19 protein-coding genes are annotated in these 20,423 nt (G+C 60.2%); 7 read left to right on the top strand and 12 right to left on the bottom strand.

Going from position 1 to position 20,423, the window contains the following annotated elements:
- Positions 1 to 104 precede the first annotated feature (104 nt).
- Positions 105 to 2,483 (bottom strand): FdhF/YdeP family oxidoreductase, encoded by a 2,379-nt coding sequence (locus G5S37_RS18300; protein ID WP_165205899.1) that lies wholly within the window; start codon positions 2,481 to 2,483, stop codon positions 105 to 107.
- 478 nt (positions 2,484 to 2,961) lie between these two features.
- Between G5S37_RS18300 and G5S37_RS18295 the strand changes: the two genes are divergently transcribed.
- Positions 2,962 to 4,038, top strand: coding sequence for a family 10 glycosylhydrolase (locus G5S37_RS18295; RefSeq protein ID WP_206026045.1), 1,077 nt, complete (start codon positions 2,962 to 2,964; stop codon positions 4,036 to 4,038).
- A 241-nt stretch (positions 4,039 to 4,279) separates the two neighbouring features.
- On the opposite strand, the gene G5S37_RS18290 is transcribed toward G5S37_RS18295, so the two are convergent.
- The 4 genes from G5S37_RS18290 to G5S37_RS18275 form a co-directional block, all read right to left on the bottom strand.
- Positions 4,280 to 4,924, bottom strand: a complete 645-nt coding sequence (locus G5S37_RS18290; protein WP_165205897.1) for a histidine phosphatase family protein — start codon at positions 4,922 to 4,924, stop codon at positions 4,280 to 4,282.
- A 20-nt stretch (positions 4,925 to 4,944) separates the two neighbouring features.
- Positions 4,945 to 6,204: a polysaccharide pyruvyl transferase family protein gene (locus G5S37_RS18285; RefSeq protein WP_165205896.1), complete on the bottom strand. Its 1,260-nt coding sequence runs from the start codon at positions 6,202 to 6,204 to the stop codon at positions 4,945 to 4,947.
- A gap of 35 nt (positions 6,205 to 6,239) precedes the next feature.
- Complete coding sequence (locus G5S37_RS18280; protein WP_165205895.1) at positions 6,240 to 6,857, bottom strand: hypothetical protein; 618 nt, start codon at positions 6,855 to 6,857, stop codon at positions 6,240 to 6,242.
- A 161-nt stretch (positions 6,858 to 7,018) separates the two neighbouring features.
- On the bottom strand, positions 7,019 to 7,969 hold the full coding sequence (locus tag G5S37_RS18275) for an SGNH/GDSL hydrolase family protein (protein WP_165205894.1): 951 nt from the start codon (positions 7,967 to 7,969) through the stop codon (positions 7,019 to 7,021).
- A gap of 135 nt (positions 7,970 to 8,104) precedes the next feature.
- On the opposite strand from G5S37_RS18275, the gene G5S37_RS18270 reads away from it, so the two are divergent.
- Entirely contained in the window at positions 8,105 to 8,884 is a 780-nt protein-coding gene (locus tag G5S37_RS18270) for a L,D-transpeptidase family protein (RefSeq protein ID WP_165205893.1), read from the top strand.
- 168 nt (positions 8,885 to 9,052) lie between these two features.
- Entirely contained in the window at positions 9,053 to 10,546 is a 1,494-nt protein-coding gene (locus G5S37_RS18265; RefSeq protein ID WP_165205892.1) for an RtcB family protein, read from the top strand.
- 29 nt (positions 10,547 to 10,575) lie between these two features.
- On the opposite strand, the gene G5S37_RS18260 is transcribed toward G5S37_RS18265, so the two are convergent.
- Together G5S37_RS18260 and G5S37_RS18255 are read right to left on the bottom strand one after the other, a co-directional pair.
- Positions 10,576 to 10,848 (bottom strand): hypothetical protein, encoded by a 273-nt coding sequence (locus G5S37_RS18260; protein WP_165205891.1) that lies wholly within the window; start codon positions 10,846 to 10,848, stop codon positions 10,576 to 10,578.
- A 115-nt stretch (positions 10,849 to 10,963) separates the two neighbouring features.
- Positions 10,964 to 11,320 (bottom strand): arsenate reductase family protein, encoded by a 357-nt coding sequence (locus G5S37_RS18255; protein WP_165205890.1) that lies wholly within the window; start codon positions 11,318 to 11,320, stop codon positions 10,964 to 10,966.
- 120 nt (positions 11,321 to 11,440) lie between these two features.
- Here G5S37_RS18255 and G5S37_RS18250 point away from each other — a divergent pair, with 120 nt between their 5' ends.
- A complete protein-coding gene (locus G5S37_RS18250; protein ID WP_165205889.1) occupies positions 11,441 to 13,984 on the top strand; it encodes a M14 family zinc carboxypeptidase in 2,544 nt (847 codons plus the stop codon).
- A gap of 6 nt (positions 13,985 to 13,990) precedes the next feature.
- Here the strand turns inward: G5S37_RS18250 and G5S37_RS18245 are convergent, their stop codons facing one another.
- The 3 genes from G5S37_RS18245 to G5S37_RS18235 form a co-directional block, all read right to left on the bottom strand.
- Positions 13,991 to 15,013, bottom strand: a complete 1,023-nt coding sequence (locus G5S37_RS18245) for a zinc-binding alcohol dehydrogenase family protein (protein WP_165205888.1) — start codon at positions 15,011 to 15,013, stop codon at positions 13,991 to 13,993.
- A 51-nt stretch (positions 15,014 to 15,064) separates the two neighbouring features.
- Entirely contained in the window at positions 15,065 to 15,481 is a 417-nt protein-coding gene (locus G5S37_RS18240) for a GFA family protein (RefSeq protein WP_165205887.1), read from the bottom strand.
- Between the two features lie 72 nt (positions 15,482 to 15,553).
- Positions 15,554 to 16,357 carry a fumarylacetoacetate hydrolase family protein gene (locus G5S37_RS18235; protein WP_165205886.1) on the bottom strand — a complete coding sequence of 268 codons (804 nt, stop codon included), beginning with the start codon at positions 16,355 to 16,357 and terminating at the stop codon, positions 15,554 to 15,556.
- Between the two features lie 129 nt (positions 16,358 to 16,486).
- Here G5S37_RS18235 and G5S37_RS18230 point away from each other — a divergent pair, with 129 nt between their 5' ends.
- Complete coding sequence (locus tag G5S37_RS18230) at positions 16,487 to 17,119, top strand: L,D-transpeptidase family protein (RefSeq protein WP_165205885.1); 633 nt, start codon at positions 16,487 to 16,489, stop codon at positions 17,117 to 17,119.
- Positions 17,120 to 17,140: 21 nt separating this feature from the next.
- On the opposite strand, the gene hisI is transcribed toward G5S37_RS18230, so the two are convergent.
- On the bottom strand, positions 17,141 to 17,566 hold the full coding sequence (hisI, locus tag G5S37_RS18225) for a phosphoribosyl-AMP cyclohydrolase (RefSeq protein WP_165205884.1): 426 nt from the start codon (positions 17,564 to 17,566) through the stop codon (positions 17,141 to 17,143).
- A 118-nt stretch (positions 17,567 to 17,684) separates the two neighbouring features.
- On the opposite strand from hisI, the gene G5S37_RS18220 reads away from it, so the two are divergent.
- Complete coding sequence (locus G5S37_RS18220; RefSeq protein WP_165205883.1) at positions 17,685 to 18,665, top strand: DNA polymerase III subunit; 981 nt, start codon at positions 17,685 to 17,687, stop codon at positions 18,663 to 18,665.
- A gap of 19 nt (positions 18,666 to 18,684) precedes the next feature.
- Positions 18,685 to 19,089 (top strand): MauE/DoxX family redox-associated membrane protein, encoded by a 405-nt coding sequence (locus tag G5S37_RS18215; RefSeq protein WP_165205882.1) that lies wholly within the window; start codon positions 18,685 to 18,687, stop codon positions 19,087 to 19,089.
- 216 nt (positions 19,090 to 19,305) lie between these two features.
- On the opposite strand, the gene G5S37_RS18210 is transcribed toward G5S37_RS18215, so the two are convergent.
- Positions 19,306 to 20,334: a right-handed parallel beta-helix repeat-containing protein gene (locus tag G5S37_RS18210; RefSeq protein ID WP_165205881.1), complete on the bottom strand. Its 1,029-nt coding sequence runs from the start codon at positions 20,332 to 20,334 to the stop codon at positions 19,306 to 19,308.
- Between the last annotated feature and the right edge of the window lie 89 nt (positions 20,335 to 20,423).

Below are 20,423 nucleotides of genomic sequence, written 5' to 3'. Positions count from 1 at the left end.
ATGCAGAGGTTTGCCTCGATGCCATGTACTACATTGGCTGATGGCTACGTCAAGCGGGACGCGGACTTGCCTCATGAGAAGGACGGGGCAGATCCAACGTCGGCTCACACCCTCTCCACCGTCACCAACACCCCCTTCGACGTCGGCGTATTACTCACCTCCGCCACGCTATCCACAGGCACGAGCACATTCGCCTCCGGAAAATAGGCCGCCGCCGTCCCTGCGGGGATATCATACGGGATCGCCAAAAAGTTTCGCGCGACTCGGGTTTCGCCGTTCCAATGGCTGGTGATGTCCACGGGCTTCACAGGGCCGATGCCGCGGGACTTCATGTCATCCGGATTCAGGAAGATGATGCGGCGTTCGTTGCTGATGCCGCGGTAGCGGTCGTGCAGGCCGTAGACGGTGGTGTTGAATTGGTCGTGGCTGCGGAAGGTCTGGAGGACCAACTGGCCGGGGGCGGCTTCCAGTGAGGAGAGGGGATGGGCCGTGAAGACGGCGCGTCCGTTTCCGGTGGGTGTGTTGAAGACTCCTTCGCGGGCGGCGTTGTACAAATAGAAGCCGCCGGGGGTGCGCACGCGTTCGTTGAAGTTCTCAAAGCCGGGGATTACGGCCTCCACCTTGTCGCGGATGAGATCGTAGTTTCCATACAGCTCGCGCCAGGGCACGGTGCTGCGGCCTTTCAAGGTGGCCTCGGCGAGGCGGGCGACGATGGCGGTCTCGCTCAGGCACTGGTCGCTGGGCGGCGTGAGGCGGCCCTGGCTCATGTGCACGATGCCCATGGAATTCTCCACGGTGACGAACTGCTCCATGCCATTCTGCAGGTCCACTTCCGAGCGGCCGAGGCAGGGGAGGATGAGGGCGCGTTTCCCGGTGATGAGGTGGCTGCGGTTCAGCTTGGTCGAGATGTGCGCGGTGAGATTGCAGTTCCGCAGCGCGGCGGCGGTGAACTCCGTGTCCGGGGTGGCGGAGAGAAAGTTCCCACCGAGGCCGAGGAAAAACTTTCCCTGGCCCTCGTGCATGGCCTTGATGGACATGCAGACATCCCAGCCATGATGACGCGGCGGCGAAAAGCTGAAGACTTCGCCGAGCTTATCCAGGAAGGAGTCCGGCATCTTTTCGAAGATGCCCATGGTGCGGTCGCCCTGCACATTGCTGTGGCCGCGCACGGGGCAGAGGCCTGCGCCCTCGCGTGCCACGGCGCCGAGCATGAGGTGCACATGCACGACTTCCTGGATGGTGGCCACGGCATTGCGGTGCTGCGTGAGTCCCATGGCCCAGCAGGAGATGATTTTCCGTGAGCCGGACGCAATCTGCTGTGCCGCCTTCTTGATCTCCGCGCGCTCGATGCCGCTGTGCTTTTCGATTTCGTCCCACTTGGTGGCCTCCACCAGCTTGCGATAGGCTTCGTAGCCGGTGGTGCGGTCCTTGATGAAGCTTTGGTCCAGCACCTTGCCTGGGTTTTCCCTTTCCATGCCGAGCAGCGCCTTTGCGATGCCGCGGAAGAGGGCCATGTCTCCATTGATGCGCACCTGGATGTACTGACTGGTGAGCTTCGTGGCGAGGCCCATCATGCCGACGACTTCCTGCGGATGCTTGAAGCCCAGCAGGCCCGCCTCGATGAGCGGGTTCACAGAAATGACCTTCCCCCCGTGGCGCACGGCGCTCTGCAGGGCGCTGAGCATGCGCGGATGGTTCGTGCCAGGATTCTGGCCGACCACGATGATGGTGTCCGCCTTGTCGAAGTCGGCGAGCTTCACGGTGCCCTTGCCCACGCCGAGGGTTTCCTTCAGTGCGGAGCCGCTGGACTCGTGGCACATGTTTGAGCAGTCGGGCAGATTGTTCGTGCCATACTGGCGTACGAAGAGCTGGTAGAGGAACGCGGCCTCATTGCTGGCGCGTCCGCTGGTGTAGAAGACGGCCTCATCCGGCGAGGCGAGCTTGTTCAGCTCTGCCGCCATGATGTTGAAGGCCTGGTCCCAAGAGACGGGCTTGTAATGCGTGGAGCCCTCGCCTGCCTCCAGCAGCATGGGCTGGGTGAGGCGGCCCTGCTGCTCCAGCCAGTAGTCGGACTGCTCCGCGAGTTCATTCACGCTGTTCTGCGCGAAGAACTCGGGCGTGACGCGCTTCAGCGTGGTCTCGGCGGCGATGGCCTTGGCCCCATTCTCACAGAACTCGGTGGGCGCACGGTGGTCATCCGGGTCCGGCCACGCGCAGGAAGGGCAGTCGAAGCCGCCCTTCTGGTTCAGCTTCAGCATGGCCTGCGTGCCGCGCACGACGCCTGCCTGGGAGAAGATGTGATTCAGCGAGGAAAGCACCGCCGGCACCCCAGCCGCCGCATGCGAGGGCGAGCCGACGCGAATGCCCGTGTGCTCCTCCGGCGTCAGCGCATTCGGCAGGGCCTCAGCAGGAGAGGGCTGCGTCGGGGCTGCTGGCGCGATGGCGGGGTCGGATTCGGTTTCGGCTGGCGTGCGGGAGGACATGAAATCGGTGGGACGGTACGACGGTGAGCGGTGCGACAGTGGCGAAGAGCGGGAATCGGGCCTGCCGCTACAGTTCAGTCTCGCAGAAAGAGATACGCTTGGCAACGGGGGAGCATGCAGGGAAGCTGGGCATGGATTGCGCTCGGAGATGGTGTTTCTTGGCACTTTCGTGGGGAGTGGCGGAAGGAGCGCGGCCTTTCCAGGCCGCAGGGTGGCTGTGTGACTGATCCGCAAGCTTACTCAGGACTTCAACATCAGGGGCGATGCGATGAGGCGGCCTGGAAAGGCCACGCTCCTTTCCGTCATTCTTTGCAAGGTCGTGCTGGCGGGATGCCTGGGAGCCGCGAATACTTGGGCACTGCGCTGCATTCTTCCTCCTATGCGTCCCCCAAGCTTCCTCAGGCCTCTTCGCGCTCTTGTTGCCACGCTGTTCTGCGCGGTGGCTGCGACCTTACCCTCCACCGCAGCCCGTGCCGAAATGCGCGCCGCTTGGGTCGCCTCGGTGCACAATCTGAACTTCCCCTCCTCGGCTGGTCTCTCCGCAGAAGCCCAGCAGGCGGAAATTCGCCGCATCGTGAGCACCGCGGCGGCGAGTGGGTTGAATACCCTGATGGTCCAGGTGCGACCGGAGGGGGATGCGCTGTACCGCTCGCGCATCGAGCCGTGGAGTCGTTTTGTTTCCGGCACGCAGGGTGTGGATCCGGGGTATGATCCACTGGCTACATTCATCGCGGAAGGGCGCGCACAGGGTATCGCGATTCATGCGTGGATCAATCCCTACCGCGCTGCGACCAGCAGCAAGGTGGCGCGTGCTCGCAATCATGTGACCAACACCATGCCCGGTGCCGTGCGCCGCGTGGGCTCCATGCTCTGGATGGACCCTGGCGATCCCGCCGTGCGCCAGCATGTGGTGCGCGTGGTGCAGGACATCGTGAGTCGCTATGATGTGGCCGGCGTGGTGATTGATGACTATTTTTATCCCTATCCCGGCAGCGGTATTCCGCGTGGCACGTTTCCGGACGACGCGACCTTTGCGAAGTATGGCAAGGGCCAGAGCCGGGGAGACTGGCGGCGCAACAACGTGCACTCCCTCGTGCGCGATTTGAGTGGTGTGGTGTCCGGCGGAGGCAGGAGATTTGGCGTGAGTCCCTTCGGCATCTGGCGGCCGAATGTGCCTCCCGGGGTGGAGGCACAGCTCGATCAAGTGATGGAAATCTACTCCGACCCGCTTGTGTGGATGCGTGAGGGGTGGATCGACTATCTCTCCCCGCAGCTCTACTGGGCAGATGCCGGCCCGCAGAGCTACTCCGCGCTGCTGCAATGGTGGCGCAGTCCGCAGGCGAATCCTCGTGGCGTGCCCATCATCCCGAGCATCGCTGCGGACCGCGTGGGCGGCAGTCACAAGTGGCCCGCGAGCGAGATCGCGCGACAGCTTGAGCTGGAGAAGAAGATTGGCCCGCGCCGTGGAAATACGGCTGGCTTCATCCTCTGGAGCATGGGCCCCGTGATGCGTGACCTGAAGGGAGTACGCGAAGTGATTCGGAGTTCGCGGTAGCGCTTCAGAAGGAAGTCGGGTCTCCAGACCGGACAGTGTCCGATGGGTCTCCGGACCCGTCGTGCGAGTGGTATGAATGCGCGAAGACGTTGTGAATGGATCAACGACTTTGCGTCGCTTCTGGCGGGTAGGAAAACCCGCCGGACGCTGTCCGGTCAGGAGACCCGACTTCCTAGCGCGCAGAGCGAAGTCACCGCGCGAGTGTATTTCAAGAGTCAAAACTCGCGAAGGGACTCGCGAGCTACGTTGAACTGCCAGCCGCTGCGTCATCCAGCGAACCGAGCGCATCTAGATGGCTCGTGTCATTCCACGTGACCAGACTCCATCGATCGTTGGTGAACTCAAAACAGTTGTACGCTGCGTTCTGCTTCTTGAACCGCCAGCCATTGCCAGGTGTCATGCCGAGCACGTGCTCGAAGAATCCCATCAAGAAGCCACCATGTGTGACGACGGCCACGGTTAGCGAGGGATGACGTTGGGCGATTTCCGTGAGCGCCTTCACGCTCCGATCCTGCCGCTGCTGTCCACTCTCGCCCTCGGGTATCTCATAGGTGTGAGGTGACCGGCGATACTCCGCGTAAACCTCCGGATGCTGGCTGGCCATTTCCGTCGGGGTAAGTCCCTGTAAAATCCCCATGTGCCTCTCACGCAGAGCCACGTCTTTGATGCTCTCTACTCCACAGGACGCAGCAATGAGTGTCGCGGTATGCAGAGCTCTGCCAAGGTCGCTGCAGTAGAGTGAATGTAAACGACACGAGCTCAATCTCGCAGCGAGCGCCTCCGCTTGTTGAAGACCACGCGCCGTCAGTGGGCTGTCGAGTTGACCCATCTCACGGCCCTGGACATTCCACTCCGTTTCACCGTGGCGTACAAGGATCAGCTTCATCGGATCTGGTATCGTCCCGATCAAACGCCAGCGCCAGCGGCCTTCCTCAGCACTTCCATCGTGCGCTTCTGGTGCCCTTGCACTGTTTCACGCGCCTTCGCTGCTTTCGCCTTCGCCGCCGCAGGATCCTTCGCCATGGTCAATACAGTACTCGGCAGGCGGAGGCGGTCCTCGGTCTTGTCCAAATCAAAGAGCCAGTCACCGAGGCCGATGTCTTCCCACATGAAACCCTTGGTGGTCTGTTCCACGAAACGGCAGACGATCGCGGGCACGCCATTGCCGATGCACATGATGGGGCTGTGCATTTCATTGCCAAAGAGGCCGGCGCTGCGCACATAGGTGCTGAGGGCTTCATCGGTGAGCCAGAAGTTCTCCCGCCATACAACCTTAGCCTTCACGTCGTTGGGGAGTGGGTCCACGATGAGTAGCTTGCCGTCCTCCATCTGCGTGGAGTCTTCGGGACAGACGAGCACCTTCATGTCTGTCTCCCGCGTCACGGCGATAATGGCCTCGCGCAGCAATACGTGATCGTGGTCTTTCATCTCATCATTCCGGCGCTGCTTGTTCTCATCGAAGGCATAACCCTTCTTCACCTTCCAGTAGGGCGCGTTGCGCAGGTTTGGAATGGTACAGAGGAACTTGCCCTCCTCCAGACCATGCTGCTTCATGAAGGCGAGCGCAGCTTCATCATTGCGCAGGTCGCAGCCGAAGGCGCCGTCGGGACCGAAGTCGATGATGGGACTCTTCACGCCCGCATCCTTCACGACTTTGAGTGAGCAACTGTCGCGCAGAAAGACAAAGCTCGCGGTATCCAGCAGCGCACGGCAGTTGTCATCGAGACCGTTGTTGCGCATGATCTTCAGTCCCGGGTCACCAGCCGCCGCCATGGTGATGCCATAGACGCCGTAGGGCTTGCCAGTCGTCTGCTTCCACTCGGCCACATCGCGATGCGCGGTGAGATAGGGTCCCGATCCATGCAGCAGGAAATCGCACACGAAGACTTCGCTCTTGTCCTTGGTAATGGTGAGCTTGGGGAAGCGCTTCCGGAGCATCTCCTCCACGCCATTCTCCACATTCATGGGCCACAGAATCACCTCCACTTCCGGCAGATGCTTTTCAATCAAGGCCAGCACACCCGGCGTGTGGCCGATGTCGCCGATATTCACCGTCTGCCAGGAGGAACGCAGCACAATGCGCGGCTTGCGTTCTCCCGCAGCGATGGCGGGAATGGAAGCGAGCGCGGAGGCCAGGGCGGTATGCAGGAAATGACGGCGGTGCATGGCAGAGAATATCGTATGAATAAACCCAGGAGGTCTTACCGCGGGAACCATTGGCGGTTGTCTCTTATCTGATGGGAAATGGGAATTTGCGGTGGTTCCAGAATGAGTGAGCCTGCAAGGATGAGTCCCTTTGGTGTCTCGTGGACGGTGGCATCTGCCAGGTAGGGCGGTAGATCGTCGCCGACAATTTGAGCCCGTAGAGAACTGGCCTCGGGTGGCAGCGTGCTTTTCACGATGCTGCCAGGATAGCGAGTCAGGCTGAGGCCAAGTTTCACCTTCAATTCATCCAGGTCCTTGATGGGTTGTGCCGGAACGAGTACCCACACAAATTTGCACCTTCGGATTTCGAATTCGACACCGGATTTGTATTTTGCCACCACCATGTCCAGGCCCCCTGATTCGGGAGTTGCCGGACAGAGAACCACTTTTGCGGTACCTCTTGCCGAAATACCCAGCGCCTTGAGTAGCATCCGATCCATGAAGTTATCATTAAACATGTCTGCCATGCGGAACGGCTTTCCAGCGTGGGGCACCATCTTTTGCTCGGCCAGCATCAGCGCGGTGGAAGTCCAGGGGTCCTTCTTGAACGTGTGGTCCGGATGGCCGGGCATTTCAGTAGGCCTCCAGTCGTACCTCGGCTCATCAAGTTCCATGTCCACCCACAATGGCTCCTCCGCGATGCTCGTGACGGAGAGGAGCAGAAGAGGAAGCAGGTAACGGGCAATGGTATGCATGGCAGGTGACGCTTGCGGCATCAGACTGGCAGAAAGCCCGCGAGAGGGCAATGCGGGAAAGTGTCCCCAGCCGCTTCTAGCTACTGCGCACCCTGCTGGGCTACCGGCTTGGACTTGGTCAGCACTTCGTACGCATATTGTGCTAGCATCTTGTGCGCCTGCGTGGTGGGGTGCAGGCCGTCCGCGGAGAAGAGATGCTTGTCGTCATTCGCGCCCTTAGTCACTTCCGTGAAGCCGTACTTGGAGGGATCCTTGGCTACATCGGCAAAGCGGGAATGCAGATCCAGCTTAGTGATGGTGAGGCCGGGATTGGCCTTCTGCAGTCGGGCAATGGCGGCATCCATCTCGGTGTTGTGGGCATTTACTGCGCGCGTGATGGCGGCAAGATACGTGGCGGACACTGAGGCCCCGAAGGGCTTCGCACGATTCACCACGGAGGGCGCTTGCGCCACATCGAAAAGGTCGCCCCACATCACGCGTCGCACGCCTGCGCTCGCGAGTGCCTGGATTTGTGATTCCGTGCTTTTGGCAACAGCCACTCCGACAGTGTCGAGCTTCGCCCACTGTGTCGCAAGTTGGTCAATGCCAATGGACGCGAGCATGAGGTCATTCGTGCCGATGACGATCACGTGCAGTGCATTCTTCTTCACTCCATCCTTGTTAAAGGTGGGGTTCAGGTAGCGCTTGGAGATCTGCTGGGTGAGATGCTGGCCGCGATTGCGGTCCTTGTTCATTGCCGCGGTCACCTCGGTAGTTGCTCCGCCCACGGCGTAGTTCGTGCCGCCGTAGTAGTAGGACATGCCGGAGGGCTTGAAGTCCGGGACATTTAGCAAGCCGGGATCTGCCAGGATCTTCACCCAGTTCTCACGGAACTTGATGCCGGGCTTTTTCGTTTCCACAGACCGATTGCCCATGTCTGAAAGGCTGTCACCGAAGGTCACCAACCCATCGATGGACTGTGCGGCAGAAAGCGCGACCAGAGCCAGTTGAATGCAGAGAGTGAGGAGAAGGCAGGAGGCAAATCGGCGCATGGGGGCTATGGCGGTGATGCAATAGGATACGGTGCACGCGGCAGGCGGGCTACTCCTGCATAGACGGCTTTATTTCCGGGTTGGTTACAAGGATCGGTTTGGAACAGGGGCGGGCCTGTGTCACTATCATGCGATATGCCGACGGAGCGCACCCCTCTCATCTTCATCCTCAGCGCCGTGGCGGGTGTGCTGGTGGTGGCGTTGTCCGGGTGGATCTTTGAGCGTACTCTCATGAGTCCGGAATCGCGTCTTCCCGAGTGCTTCGCCAATGACCTGCCGCCGGCGTGCCGTCAGATCATGCTGGTGGTCTCGCCGCAGACGAATTCCATCACGGCCCAGCTCTGGCTCATGGAGCGGGATGACGCGGAGTCCTCGTTGAAAGTGCATCGCGGCCCGATGGATGTCACCCTTGGCCGCAATGGGCTCGCGTGGGGCATCGGCGAGCACACGGGCGCGCCGCCGGAAGGTTTCCCCATCAAGCACGAGGGTGATGGCTGCAGTCCTGCGGGCATCTTCCGAATTCCCTTTGCATTCGGTATCGCCACGCCAGAAGAGGCCGCCCATCTGCGTCTGCCGTACACCTTTCTCTCACCGGACATCTTCGGAGTGGAGGACCCAAAGTCGCGTTACTACAATCAGGTGGTGGATGTGACGAAGGTCCAGCGCGACTGGGGCGACGAGGAACACCAGCCCATGAGGCGCTACACTTCGCTTTATCACTGGGGCGCTTTCGTGGCGCATAATCCGCAGTGCATTCCCGAAGCAGGCTCGTGCATTTTCCTGCATCGCTGGCCGGGACCCGGCGAGCCGACCGCAGGCTGCACCGGCATGGCGGAGCAGGACTTGGGTGAAGTGCTCACGTGGCTGGATCTCGCGCTGGAACCGCGACTGGTGCAGTGCGTGGAGGGATGGTGACGCACGTGTGCGCTCCTCTTGCAGAACGGGATTTGTATTCCAATGCACAAAAAAATCTCGCTATTGTTGCAATGGTGAGTATCATGCCCACCCCATGGTTCCAGGAGCATCCAGAGTATGTCGGTAAGAGCGTCCAGCGATACGAGGCTGACACGTGTCAATGAGTGCATGCTGGAAGTGGCCAACGAGGGGCGGGTGGACACCACCATCTTCGCCACGGCTGAGGTGCCGATTGAGACCGCGGCGGTGGATGAACTCGTGCAGATGCTGGAGTTGCAGCGCACGGCCGAGTCTTTTGCTGAGGCCGCGCCGGAACTGTTTCCCGTGCCACCGGAGATTGAGAAAGTCGCAGTGACGCCGGATTTTCACAAGGCGAAGGGCATCCCCGTGGGCACCGTGCTGGCCACGCGCGGGTTCCTGGTGCCGCAGGCGATTGGCAATGACATCAACTGCGGCATGCGAGTGCACATCACCACGCTCAGGGCGGATGTGGTGAAGGAGAATCTCGATGCGCTGGAGGATCGCTTCCGCCACATCTTCTTCGCGGGCGGGCGCAATCTTCCCATGACCCGAGTGCAGCGTGAAGCCCTGCTGAAGGATGGTCTGCGCGGTCTGCTGAACAGCACCCCTCGCTCGTGCAACGAAGGGCTGTGGCGCTATTTCCATGAGAGCCAGATGGAGAAGCATCTCGGGCGCGTGGATGGCGGTGGCAGCCTGCCCGCGGACAGCACCGAAGGGCTGGAAAACTATCTCGGTACAGAAGACCGAGCGGTGCGCGACCAAATCATGGGAAGCATCGGCGGCGGGAATCACTTCGTCGAGCTGCAGTACGTGGAGAAGATTTACGATGGTGCGGCAGCACACGCCTGGGGTCTGCAACCCGGAATGGTCACCGTCATGGTGCACACGGGCTCGAATGCCATCGGGCACCTCGCCGGCGAGCGTTATCGTTCACGTGTGAAGGCGCTCCATCCCACATCGCAGCCGCATCCGAAGAATGGTATCTTTATCCTGCCGAACGGCGAAGGAGATGGTGCCGAGATGCAGGCATTCTGGAACTCGCTGAACAACGCTGCGAACTTCGCCTTCGCCAACCGCTGCTTCCTCGCGCTGATGGCATGGGCCGGCATGCGTGAGGTGCTGGGCGATTTCGACCTGCCGCTGCTCTATGATGCACCTCACAATCTTCTGTGGCGTGAATCAAACGCACCCGATGCCCGTGTGATTCACCGCAAGGGCGCCTGCCCTGCGCGTGGTTATGAGGCCATGGCGGGCACCGAGTTCGAGTGCTTCGGCGAGCCGGTGCTCGTACCTGGTTCCATGGGCGCGAGCAGTTTTATCCTCGCGGGACAGGGGCTGGAGGCCTCGCTGCACAGTGCCAGTCACGGTGCAGGTCGTGTTCTTTCGCGAGGCGATGCCGCGCATGGGTTCGACGCGGAGTTCGAGCGCTTCATGAAGGAGTTTCGTGTGGTTACACCGGTGGATCTCCGTCGGCCCGATATCGCACTTCGGCGTGACATCGTGGACAAGAAGCTGCAGGCGCTCAAGGAAGAAGCGCCCTACGCGTACAAGGGTATTGCTCCCATCATCTCCACCTTGGAACAGGCAGGCATCGCCCGCGTGGTGGCGGAACTGAGGCCGCTGATGACGATGAAAGGGTAGGGGGCAACGCTGACCGTTGCGAGACTACCTCAAATCTCCCCACGCGTTGGCCGCGGATGGCCGGTAAGCAAATCATACGTCACCTCCGCCACAGAGCCGCGCAGGTCAAAGGTCTGCCCGTCAGCCATGGCGATGGAAAGGGTGAAGATGTCATCTTCGCTCGGCGGGTTGTTGAACTCGATTTCCTCGCTGCCATCCTCAGACGGTGCGGGTGAGTATCCTGCCGTCAGGGAGACAATCTGCGAGCTCTGGATGTAGACGTGCGGGTTGCCGTCGATGGAAATGGGGATGAACTCGGCCATGGTGGGAAAGCGGGTGTTGCTCCCTTCCTTACCCACTCGCCACGGTCGAAGCAAGCTCGGATGCGGTTCCTCCGGCGCATTTCAGCGATTCCTGAGCCACGGGTCTGAACACTGATTACTTCAGCGCCTTCTGCCACTCGTCCTCCTTGAAGCCCACGAGGAACACGCCGGCGTCCTTGTCGAGTGCGAAAGGCCGCTTCACCAGATTGCCGTGCTCGGAGAGCAGTTTCAGTGCATCCGCCTCGCTCATGTCCGCGAGCTTGTCTTTGATACCCATGGCGCGGTAGTCCTGGCCGGAGGTGTTGAAGAGCGGTTTGAGATCGCCACGTGCTTTCAGCATGGCTTTGAGTTCTGCGACTGAGGGTGGTGTTTCACGGATGGGTTTCTCATCGAACGTGACGCCATTCGCCTTCAGCCACTTGGTGGCGGACTTGCAGGTGGAGCATCCCGAATAGGTATACACTTTGAGCATGCTCCACTGTTACGGAAGGCTCTCGAGTGCTCAAGCGCGATGTCTGGCAGATGGAAAGTCCCACGCCCCCTGCTGAAGAATGGCGTCTGCGCGGCGTATTTGTCAGACCTCACCGCACGCATGAAACGACTCCTGCCTCTGTTTGTTGGTATTCTCATGACTGGCGCTTCGCAAGCAGCGCCGCCTTCTACTTCTCCAAAAGAAGAGAAATCGTCTGAGTCAGCGATGCAGGCGCAGTATCCGCTGGTACCGCGTCTCACGCAGGATGAATACGAAGCCACGCTCCGGCATTGGCGGACCAAGTATCCCAAGACATTCACATTTCAGAAGCGAGGCGAGTCGCCAGAGGGATTTGCCATTTACCTGGCCAAGGTGACTGACACGGCTGTGTCTGACGCGGATAAACAAGTATGCCTCGTGACGGCGTTGCACTCAGGCCCTGAGCACAGCGGCACCACGGCCTCTTTCGCGCTTATGGAGTGGCTGCTCGGCGATTCGCCAGAGGCGGCCGAGACGCGTCGCCGTCAGGTGGTGCTCTTCATGCCTGTCATCAATCCCATGGCACTGTTCCATACCGACCGGTTTCGTAATTCCAAAGGAGTGGATCCCTATACCTCAGTTGGTCCACTGGGAAAGGCGCTGGATGCACGCAGCCTGATGCTCAAGAATCCTGAGGCAGCGCCGGAGGTTGCGGCCGTTCTTTCCGTTATAGATGAATACCAGCCGGAGGTGCACGCCGATCTGCATGGCATCGGTCTGCAGGAATACTCGCCCGAGCAGCTTGGCCAGCGCCGGCTGTACCAGGGGCAGATGATGACGGAGGTGACAGGCTCCGCTTACTCGAACTACACACTCCGGCCTTGGGATTGGAGGGTGACAGAGGCGATGATTGCAGCGGGTCGCGAGGCAGGTTTCCCCTCGGACCGTTTCGAGGCGGATGCCCAGCGTTCCCTCACCGGTCCGGAAGTGGCGGTGCAGGCAGGCAGGTTGTGGAGCGGACAGCCGCTCTTTTACACCTCGCAGTACGGATACTTCAAATATCATACCATGATACTGGCTCTGGAAACCGCCTGGGAGGAAAGTGCCGTGGCGCGGATGCGCGGACTTCTACAGTTGGGCAATATGACGTGGGAAGACGAGCGTGCACCTGGCTACCCCGTGGGACGAATGAAGTCCTTGATAGGGCGATTCATCACCACGTGGGGGCGCAACGCCGCTGAGCGACGAGCCAGCCGCGCAGAGTTGTGGCCAGCTCAGGAACATGCGGGCATGGGCCTTTTGTATCCGGAAACATGGGGGCGCGCCACGCTGGTGTGTGCAACTTCTCGTGATGCGAAGCAGGCGCTGCAAGGCGACCTCAAGACTCTGGCGACTCGCATCGCTCCTTTCACAGGCGAGGAGCAGGCTGTCGCGTTGAACACGTTCTTCGCGAACGGACCCGAGATCAAGGTGGCCCTCGATACCACCATGACGAAGCCGAATGCCGAAAGCATCCCGGCTCTGAAACATGGCATCGGTTTCCGATTGCGGCTGCCCACGTTGAAACCCGGCAAGCTTGATGTCCGATTGAACGGCATGGCCTTGCCCGAGAGTCGCGAGGATGGTTATGAAGCATGGACCGCAGATGGCTGGACACAGGTGCAAGTCCACGTACCTCCCGCAAAGGCGGCAGCGATGAGTCTCTACTTTGTCACTTGTGCCTATCAACCCGCGGAGAAGCGGGTCATTGGCTGGCTGCCACCCGCGGAAGTGCGCGCAAGCCTGAAGAGTGATGTGGCGCATGCCCTGCTGCCGACACACGCGGAAGTGCCCTATGGTCCGCACTTTCGACAGACACTGGATCTGTGGCTGGCGAGGTCAGAGAAGCCCACGCCGCTCGTGGTGTATATCCACGGAGGTGGATGGAACGCGGATGACAAGAGTGACATCCACCGGCACCTCGATGTGAAACGCCTGCTCGATGCGGGCATTTCTACGGCTTCGGTGAACTACCGCTTCATTCGCGATGCGCAGTCGGCAAGCGTGCATCCGCCGGTGCAGTGGCCCCTGCAGGATGCTGCGCGCGCACTTCAGCTTCTCAGGCACAGGGCAGGGGAGTGGGGGCTCGATCCAGAGCGTATTGGAGCCACGGGCGTATCCGCCGGTGGCTGCACTGCGTTGTGGCTTGGCTTGCATGACGATCTGGCAAAGGCCGACGCGAGTGATCCCATTGCCCGCAAATCCACACGCTTGAGTGCTGTCGCGGTGAAGGCGGCACAGACCACGCTGGATCCACAGCTCATGCTGGAGTGGATCCCTGGCAGCAACTATGGCGGCCACGCCTTCGGCCTGCAGAAGCCGGGCATGTCACGCCCAGATGCGTTTCCGCCGCTCCTTGCGGCTCGCGCAGAGTTGCAGCCGCTCATTGATGAATACTCACCGTTGCATCATCTCAGCGCCGGGGATCCACCGCTGCTGCTGTACTATCCGCGGCAGGCTCAGATTGGCTCCATGAAGAAGGGAAGTGCTCAGAGTGACCCAGCGCACTCGGCTCTCTTCGGCGCACTCATGGAGGATCCCGCGAAGGCAACAGGAGTCAGCTTGCAACTCCTCTATCCCGGCGGTCCGGTGACGGAGGATGACTCCATGGAATCCTTCCTGATCCGTCACCTGACTGCGCGCTGAGGTGGGCTACTCCACCACCAGCGCCATCTTCCCCATCATGGTGCCGCTTTCCTGTTGCTGGTGCGCCTTCCGAAGATTCTCGACTGTCAGCGGGCCAAGCGTCTCACGGTGCGTTGTAGTGAGAATGCCCTGGTCCATGAGCACGGCGACACGCGTGAGCAGGCGATGTTGCTCTTCCATGTCTGGCGTCTTGTACATCGGGCGGGCAAACATGAATTCCCAGTGGAAGGAGGCGCACTTCGGCTTCAGCAGGGCGAGGTTGAGCGGCTCACGATTGTCCACGATGGCACAGATTTTTCCCTGCGGGCGGATGGCCTCCGCCATGCCAGCCCAGTAGGTATCCACATCGGCGCAGTTGTAGATGCCATCCACTTCTCCTACGCCAATCTCCTTGAGCTGGGCGAGCAGGGGCTTCTGGTGATTGATCACATGCTGGGCGCCCATCTCGCGACACCACGCTGCCGAGTTCTCACGCGAAGCAGTGGCCACCACGGTGAGTCCCGCCACACGCGCGGCGAGCTGAATGGCAATGGAACCCACACCGCCGGCGCCACCGATGATGAGCACGCCCTTGCCTTCATTCAGTTTGGGATGCTCAATAGAAAAGCCCATGCGATCAAAAAGTCCCTCCCACGCGGTGATGGTGGTCAGTGGCATGGCTGCCGCTTGGGCAAAATCCAGATGCTTGGGTTTGTGCGCCACGATGCGCTCGTCTACGCATTGGTATTGTGCGTTGCAGCCATCGCGGGTCACATCGCCCGCATACCAGACTTCCTCACCTGCCTTGAACCGGGTGACTTCCTTGCCTACCGCCTCCACCACGCCCGCGGCATCCCAGCCGAGGATGGTGGGCTTCGTCGCATCCGGGGCGCGACGCTTGCGCACTTTGGTGTCGATAGGATTCAGTCCCACTGCACGCACGCGCACCAGCAGGTCGCGCGGCCCGGGAGTTGGCGTCGGGAGCTCGATCTCGCTGAAGCATTTGGGATCGTCAAGAGGCAGGGCTTGGGTGAGGGCGATGGCTTTCATGAGTGAGTCTGCGAGTAAGAGGTGGGATACGGTTGCCCTGATGAAATCGATTCACGGCTTGGTGTGGCTGGATCGCTCCCGAGGATAGGTAGGCAGGCCATCCACCGTATGCAGCCATGGCAATCGATCCTCCACCCACGTCTGATCCGCGGGCGTAATAAACTCCGGATTGTCCATGCTGCACACCGTCACATCCACTTCCGTGGCTAGCGCGGAGGAGAGGAACGCAAGCTGCGTGCCGCACTCGGGGCAGAAGCTGCGGATACGCCCCGCCCAGTGGACTTTCTTGGGTGATCCCTGAATGAAACGGAAGTCATCAATGCCGAAGGAAGCCCAGGTGACCATCGGTGCGGCATTGGCCCGACGACAATCCAGGCAATGGCAGTGAGTGATGTTGTACGGCGTGCCGGTGCCTTCATAGCGAATGGCGCCACAGAGGCAGCCGCCGGTGCAGGAGGAGGTACTCATGATGCCTCTTTATACCACGCAGCGTCGATGCCTGGTAGTTTCCTTCTCCTGACACCGTGCGCTGTACTGCAGCTACTCTTCCAGTCGCACGGGATTCGTCAGCTCGCCGATGCCCTCGATGGAGATCGTCACGCTGTCTCCCGCCTGCAGCCAGCGCGGCGGCTTGCGGGCCATGCCCACCCCGTGGGGAGTGCCGGTGAGGATCACCGTGCCAGGCAGAAGCGTGGTGCTGCCGCTGAGGAACGCGATCAGAGTGGGCACGTCGAAGATCATGTCGCTCGTGTTCCAGTCCTGGAGCACTTCGCCATTCACAATGGTCTTGATCTGCAGCGCGTTCGGATTCGGGATTTCATCCTTCGTCACGATGCTCGGACCGAGCGGGCAGAAGGTGTCAAAAGTTTTCCCACGGCACCACTGACTGCCACCCCAATCCTTCTGCCAGTCGCGTGCGCTCACGTCGTTCGCGCAGGTGTAGCCGAGCACGTGGCTCAGAGCATCTTCCTTGCTCACGTTCTTGCAGGTCTTGCCAATGACAACGGCGAGTTCGCATTCATAGTCCACCTGGTGGCTCGCCAGTTTCGTGGGCAGGTCGATGGGATCACCCGGATGTTGCAGCGCGCTCACCGCCTTGTGGAAGAGCACGGGATGCTGCGGAATGGGCGCATTGCTCTCCGCGGCGTGATGGCGATAGTTCAGCCCAATGCAGGGAATGCTCACCGGTGCGATCGGAGCCAGAAGCTTTTTCACATCCGCACGATTTTTGGAATCGCGGAACTCACCAAAGATTTCTCCTTCGAGTAGTGTGATGCTGCCATCATCGTGGAGCACACCAAAGCGGATGAGGTCGAGCGGGTCTTGGAAGCGAACGATTTTCACAGGTAAAAGATAAGGTGGAGTTGATGAATGACGCGTCTCAGATGTCGTCCATGACACCGCCATCTGGCAAGTGATTAGCGAATCTTATGGCATACAACGCCTGTCGTTTGGCAGGTGAAAACCACTACCATGAAAGCCCATCCGTCCCCCATGATTCGAATGGCGCGTGGTCTGGCACTTTTGTGCTTCACGATCACCGCCGCCACCCTTCTGCCCTCCTGTGCCAGCAACACGGGCAGTCAAGGAAAGCCTCCCGTGGCAGGCACCACCCTGCAGCCCACCTTGTATGAATGGCACGGCGCCACGGATGCAAGCGGTCCCACCAAGGTGCGCATCGCACTCAATGAACAGAAGGCCTATATCTATAAAGGAGACCAACAGGCCGGCTGGACCTACCTGGCCTCCGGTCGAGGCGGTTTCCAGACACCGCAGGGCACCTATCGCATCAGCGAGAAGAAGGAACAGAAAAACTCCTCCAAGTATGGCATCATCGTCGATAGCGAAGGCAACGTCGTCGATGGAGAGGCCACGCTTGGGGTGGACCGCATTCCTCCAGGCTGTCGCTTCGTAGGTGCTTCAATGCCGTACTGGATGCGCCTGACGGGCAATGGCATCGGCATGCACGCCGGCAATATCCCGAATCCTGGCTACCCAGCCTCGCACGGCTGCATCCGCCTGCCTCGCGGCATGGCGGCGACGCTCTACGACGTCGTGGATGTCGGCACCGTGGTCACCATCAGCGGCACGGCACCTCGCAGTTGAGCTGCCTTCCTTTGGAGAATCTTAATCCCGCACGAGGGGCACAAACCCCTCCTGCAGGTTCTCCATGTCCACCTTCCGGTAGAAGCAGGTCGGAGCCTTCGTGTGGCAGCAGCCGCCGCCCAGTTGCTCCACCTTGAGCACGATGGCGTCCTGATCGCAGTCCACGCGAATTTCCTTCACCACCTGGAATTCACCGGAAGTGGCTCCCTTGTGCCAGATCTCCTTGCGGCTGCGGCTGTAGTAGACCGCCTGACCGAGGGCCAGCGTCATCTTCAGCGTCTCCGCATTCATGTAGGCCACCATGAGGGGCTCATTCGTCTCGTGGTCCAAAGCGATGGCGGGGATGAGACCGTCTGCGTCAAATTTCGGGGCCAATGCCAGACCCTGCTCAATGTTGGACTTGGACTCGCGGGTCGCGAACTGGAATTGCTCGGCGGTGACTTGCATGGAGGAATGCATCGCTTGTGGATTTGAGGGGGGCGTATAACATGGACGCGTTTCCTAAATTGGAAAGCATCATTTGCGCCTTGGCTTCAGTGCTCTGGCGCTCGCTCAAAATCATCGTATGCCCTTCAAAGCCAACGTCGCTCTCCAATTCCTCGCCCGCGCCAAGGACAAGGGGCGACTGGGTCACGCCTACCTGATTTCCGGTCCCAAGGAGGCGGATTTACCCGGATTTGCGGTGAAAACCCTCAACCTCGTCTCGGGAGAACGCTGGCCTGATCTCGAAGGCTGGGAGTCGCATGGAGCTCTGGTTCTCCGGCCGGAGAGCAAGTCGCGTCAGATCCGCATCGAGACCATCCGTGAGCAGGTGGAGCCCTTCCTGTACGTCACCACCTCCGGCGCGGCGCATCGGTTCTGTGTCTTCGTGGATGCGGAGCGGATGAATCAGGCCACGCAAAATGCATTCCTCCGCACACTGGAGGAGCCGCCGCCGCGTACGCTCTTCCTCCTGCTCTCCACCCAGCCGGAGCAGTTCCTGGAGACCACCCTCTCGCGTGTCATTCGGATCGCTCTGCTGCCGGAAGCAAACACGCGGCAACTCTCCGCTCCGGAACAGAAGCTGGTGCGCCTGCTCACCGATCTCGCGAATCGCCCCACCGACTCTCTCGCCGGTGCCCTCGCGCTGCGGAAGGAGTTCGACGACATCCTCACGGAAATCGAAGACCGCCTCACCAAGGAGTTGGAGTCGCAGTTTGATGAAGAGAAGAAATTCTACAAGCAGACCACGGACGTGGACAATGCCTGGCTGAAGGATCGCGAGGAAGAATCGAAGGCTGCCATAGAGGCTCGCTACCGGCAGGAGCGTGATGGCCTTATGGAACTGCTGCTCGCCTGGCTCGGTGATGTGCTGCGCCATCAAGTGGGAGTGAGTCGCCTCGATCTGCCGGAGCATGCCGCCGCTACGGGTGTGCTCGCTCAGCGGTGGGAGCCCGCGACCGTCTCCCGTCGTATCAAGGAACTGCGTCGACTGCACTCAAATTTGCATACAAACGTGCAGGAGAACCTGGCGCTGGATGCGGCGTTTGTGGCGGCGTTTGCGTGATATGAAGCAGGGGGCTGGCATGCGCTGGGTACATGAAGTGCTCGCTTGGATTTTCGGCGGCGTCTTCATCTGGGCTGGCGTGGTGAAAGTGCAGGACCCTGCGCAGTTCCTGGTGAATGTCCGCAGCTTTCACCTGCTGCCGGATCCCTTTGCCGCGTGGACCGCACTGTTGCTGCCGTGGCTGGAGATCTTCGCCGGACTGTGTGTGCTCACCGGTTGGCTGCGCCGTGGAGGTCTTCTGATTTTGAATGTCTCCCTCGTGGTGTTTGCCGTTGCATTGATCGCCGCGTGGATGCGCGGGCTTGATGTTGAATGCGGCTGCTTCGGAGGAGGGAAGGGGACCACCACCATTGTAGAGGCATTGGTGCGGGATGCAGTGCTGCTCGCCGTGGGAGCGTGGCTGATGTTCGTGCGTAGAAAGTAGTCCGCCGGGCCTCGGCGGTTAGTGGCGAGCGGCTTGGCTTTCCCAATCGATTTGAAAACGATCGTGCACCCGTCTGGTCTGCTCCAACAATGCAAAGTGAGAAGTGAAAAATGCAAAATGGAATGCCCTTCAGTCACTTTGAATTTTTCACCTTTCATTTCTCATTTTGCATTTCTCGATGCAGCCTACCGAAGGAACAGCGGACGACCAACTTTCTCACTCCGTCAGAGCGGACTGCATACTCACGAGTCCTGACGTCACCTCGGAAAGACCGTCTGCGTTGTCGATGAACTGGCATCCAGTCATCACGTTATTCGTGCACGACTTGTCATTCACTCGTACGGCAGGACCTTTGCAGCCGCTCACGGTGAGTGCCGTGAAACTGTTGCCGACAACCGCTGTCTTTGGGTCTGCGTCGCTCTGCGCAATGAAGACGCCTTGCTCGCCGCTTCCCACGATCACCACACCCAGGAAGACATTGCTGCGTGAGTCGCGCATGAAGATGCCCTGTTTGCCGTTGTTCGAGAGCATCACATTGGACACGAGATTGCGGTTGAACTTGATGTCCGTGGAGATGCCGGCACAGTTGTTGCGGTGCAGGTGAAGCCCCTCGAAAAGACTCTCTTCAGTCTCATAGCAGGCGAGACCGTCGAAGTGATTGTCGCTCGCGCTCAACTCACGAACCGTAAGCCTGCGGCATCCTTTTTCCGTGACCACACCCGCAGAGCGGCAGCCATGGATGTTCAGTCGTTCCAGCGAGACATCCACTGCTTTGCGCACGACTACGCCGCAGCTGCGGATCACTGTCTTCTCACCTGTGTCGCAGGAGCCGTCCCAGCACTCCACGTCCTGTTTCAAACGATTACCATCAATGGCGAGGTCCGCGAGTTGGATGCCGCTCACCTCGCGCCTTGGTGTAGGCGCTTCATCCCCGATGATGATGACCGGGCAGTTCGCGCCTGCTTTCAAGCGCAGAATGGTCGCATTACCTGCGCCGCGCAGCGTGATGTAGTTCGAGCGGATGACGATGGGCGTAGCACACTCGTAGGTACCGGACGTGAGTAGAATTTCTCCACCCTCAGGACCGAGCTTTTCAATGGCCCGCTGAATCGCAACACCTCCACCCGATGGCGAGACCGCCTGGGTGTGGGAGTGTTCTTTCTCGTGGATGTAAAAACCTATAGCCACGGCGACCGCGAGGAACGTGGTCAGTCCGAGCAATAGATTGCGGGTGAGACGTCGCATTGCCATAAGGGGAGAGGGCGAAAATTTTTGCTCGCCATTGCTGGCTTGCGGAACTGATTCGCGGCCAACAATGCGGATGGCTGTCAGAG

Origin of the sequence: Roseimicrobium sp. ORNL1, assembly GCF_011044495.1 — a bacterium.
GTDB lineage: Bacteria > Verrucomicrobiota > Verrucomicrobiia > Verrucomicrobiales > Verrucomicrobiaceae > Roseimicrobium.
The sequence above is the reverse complement of the archived record's forward strand: the minus strand, read 5'-3'. Positions and strand labels throughout refer to the sequence as shown.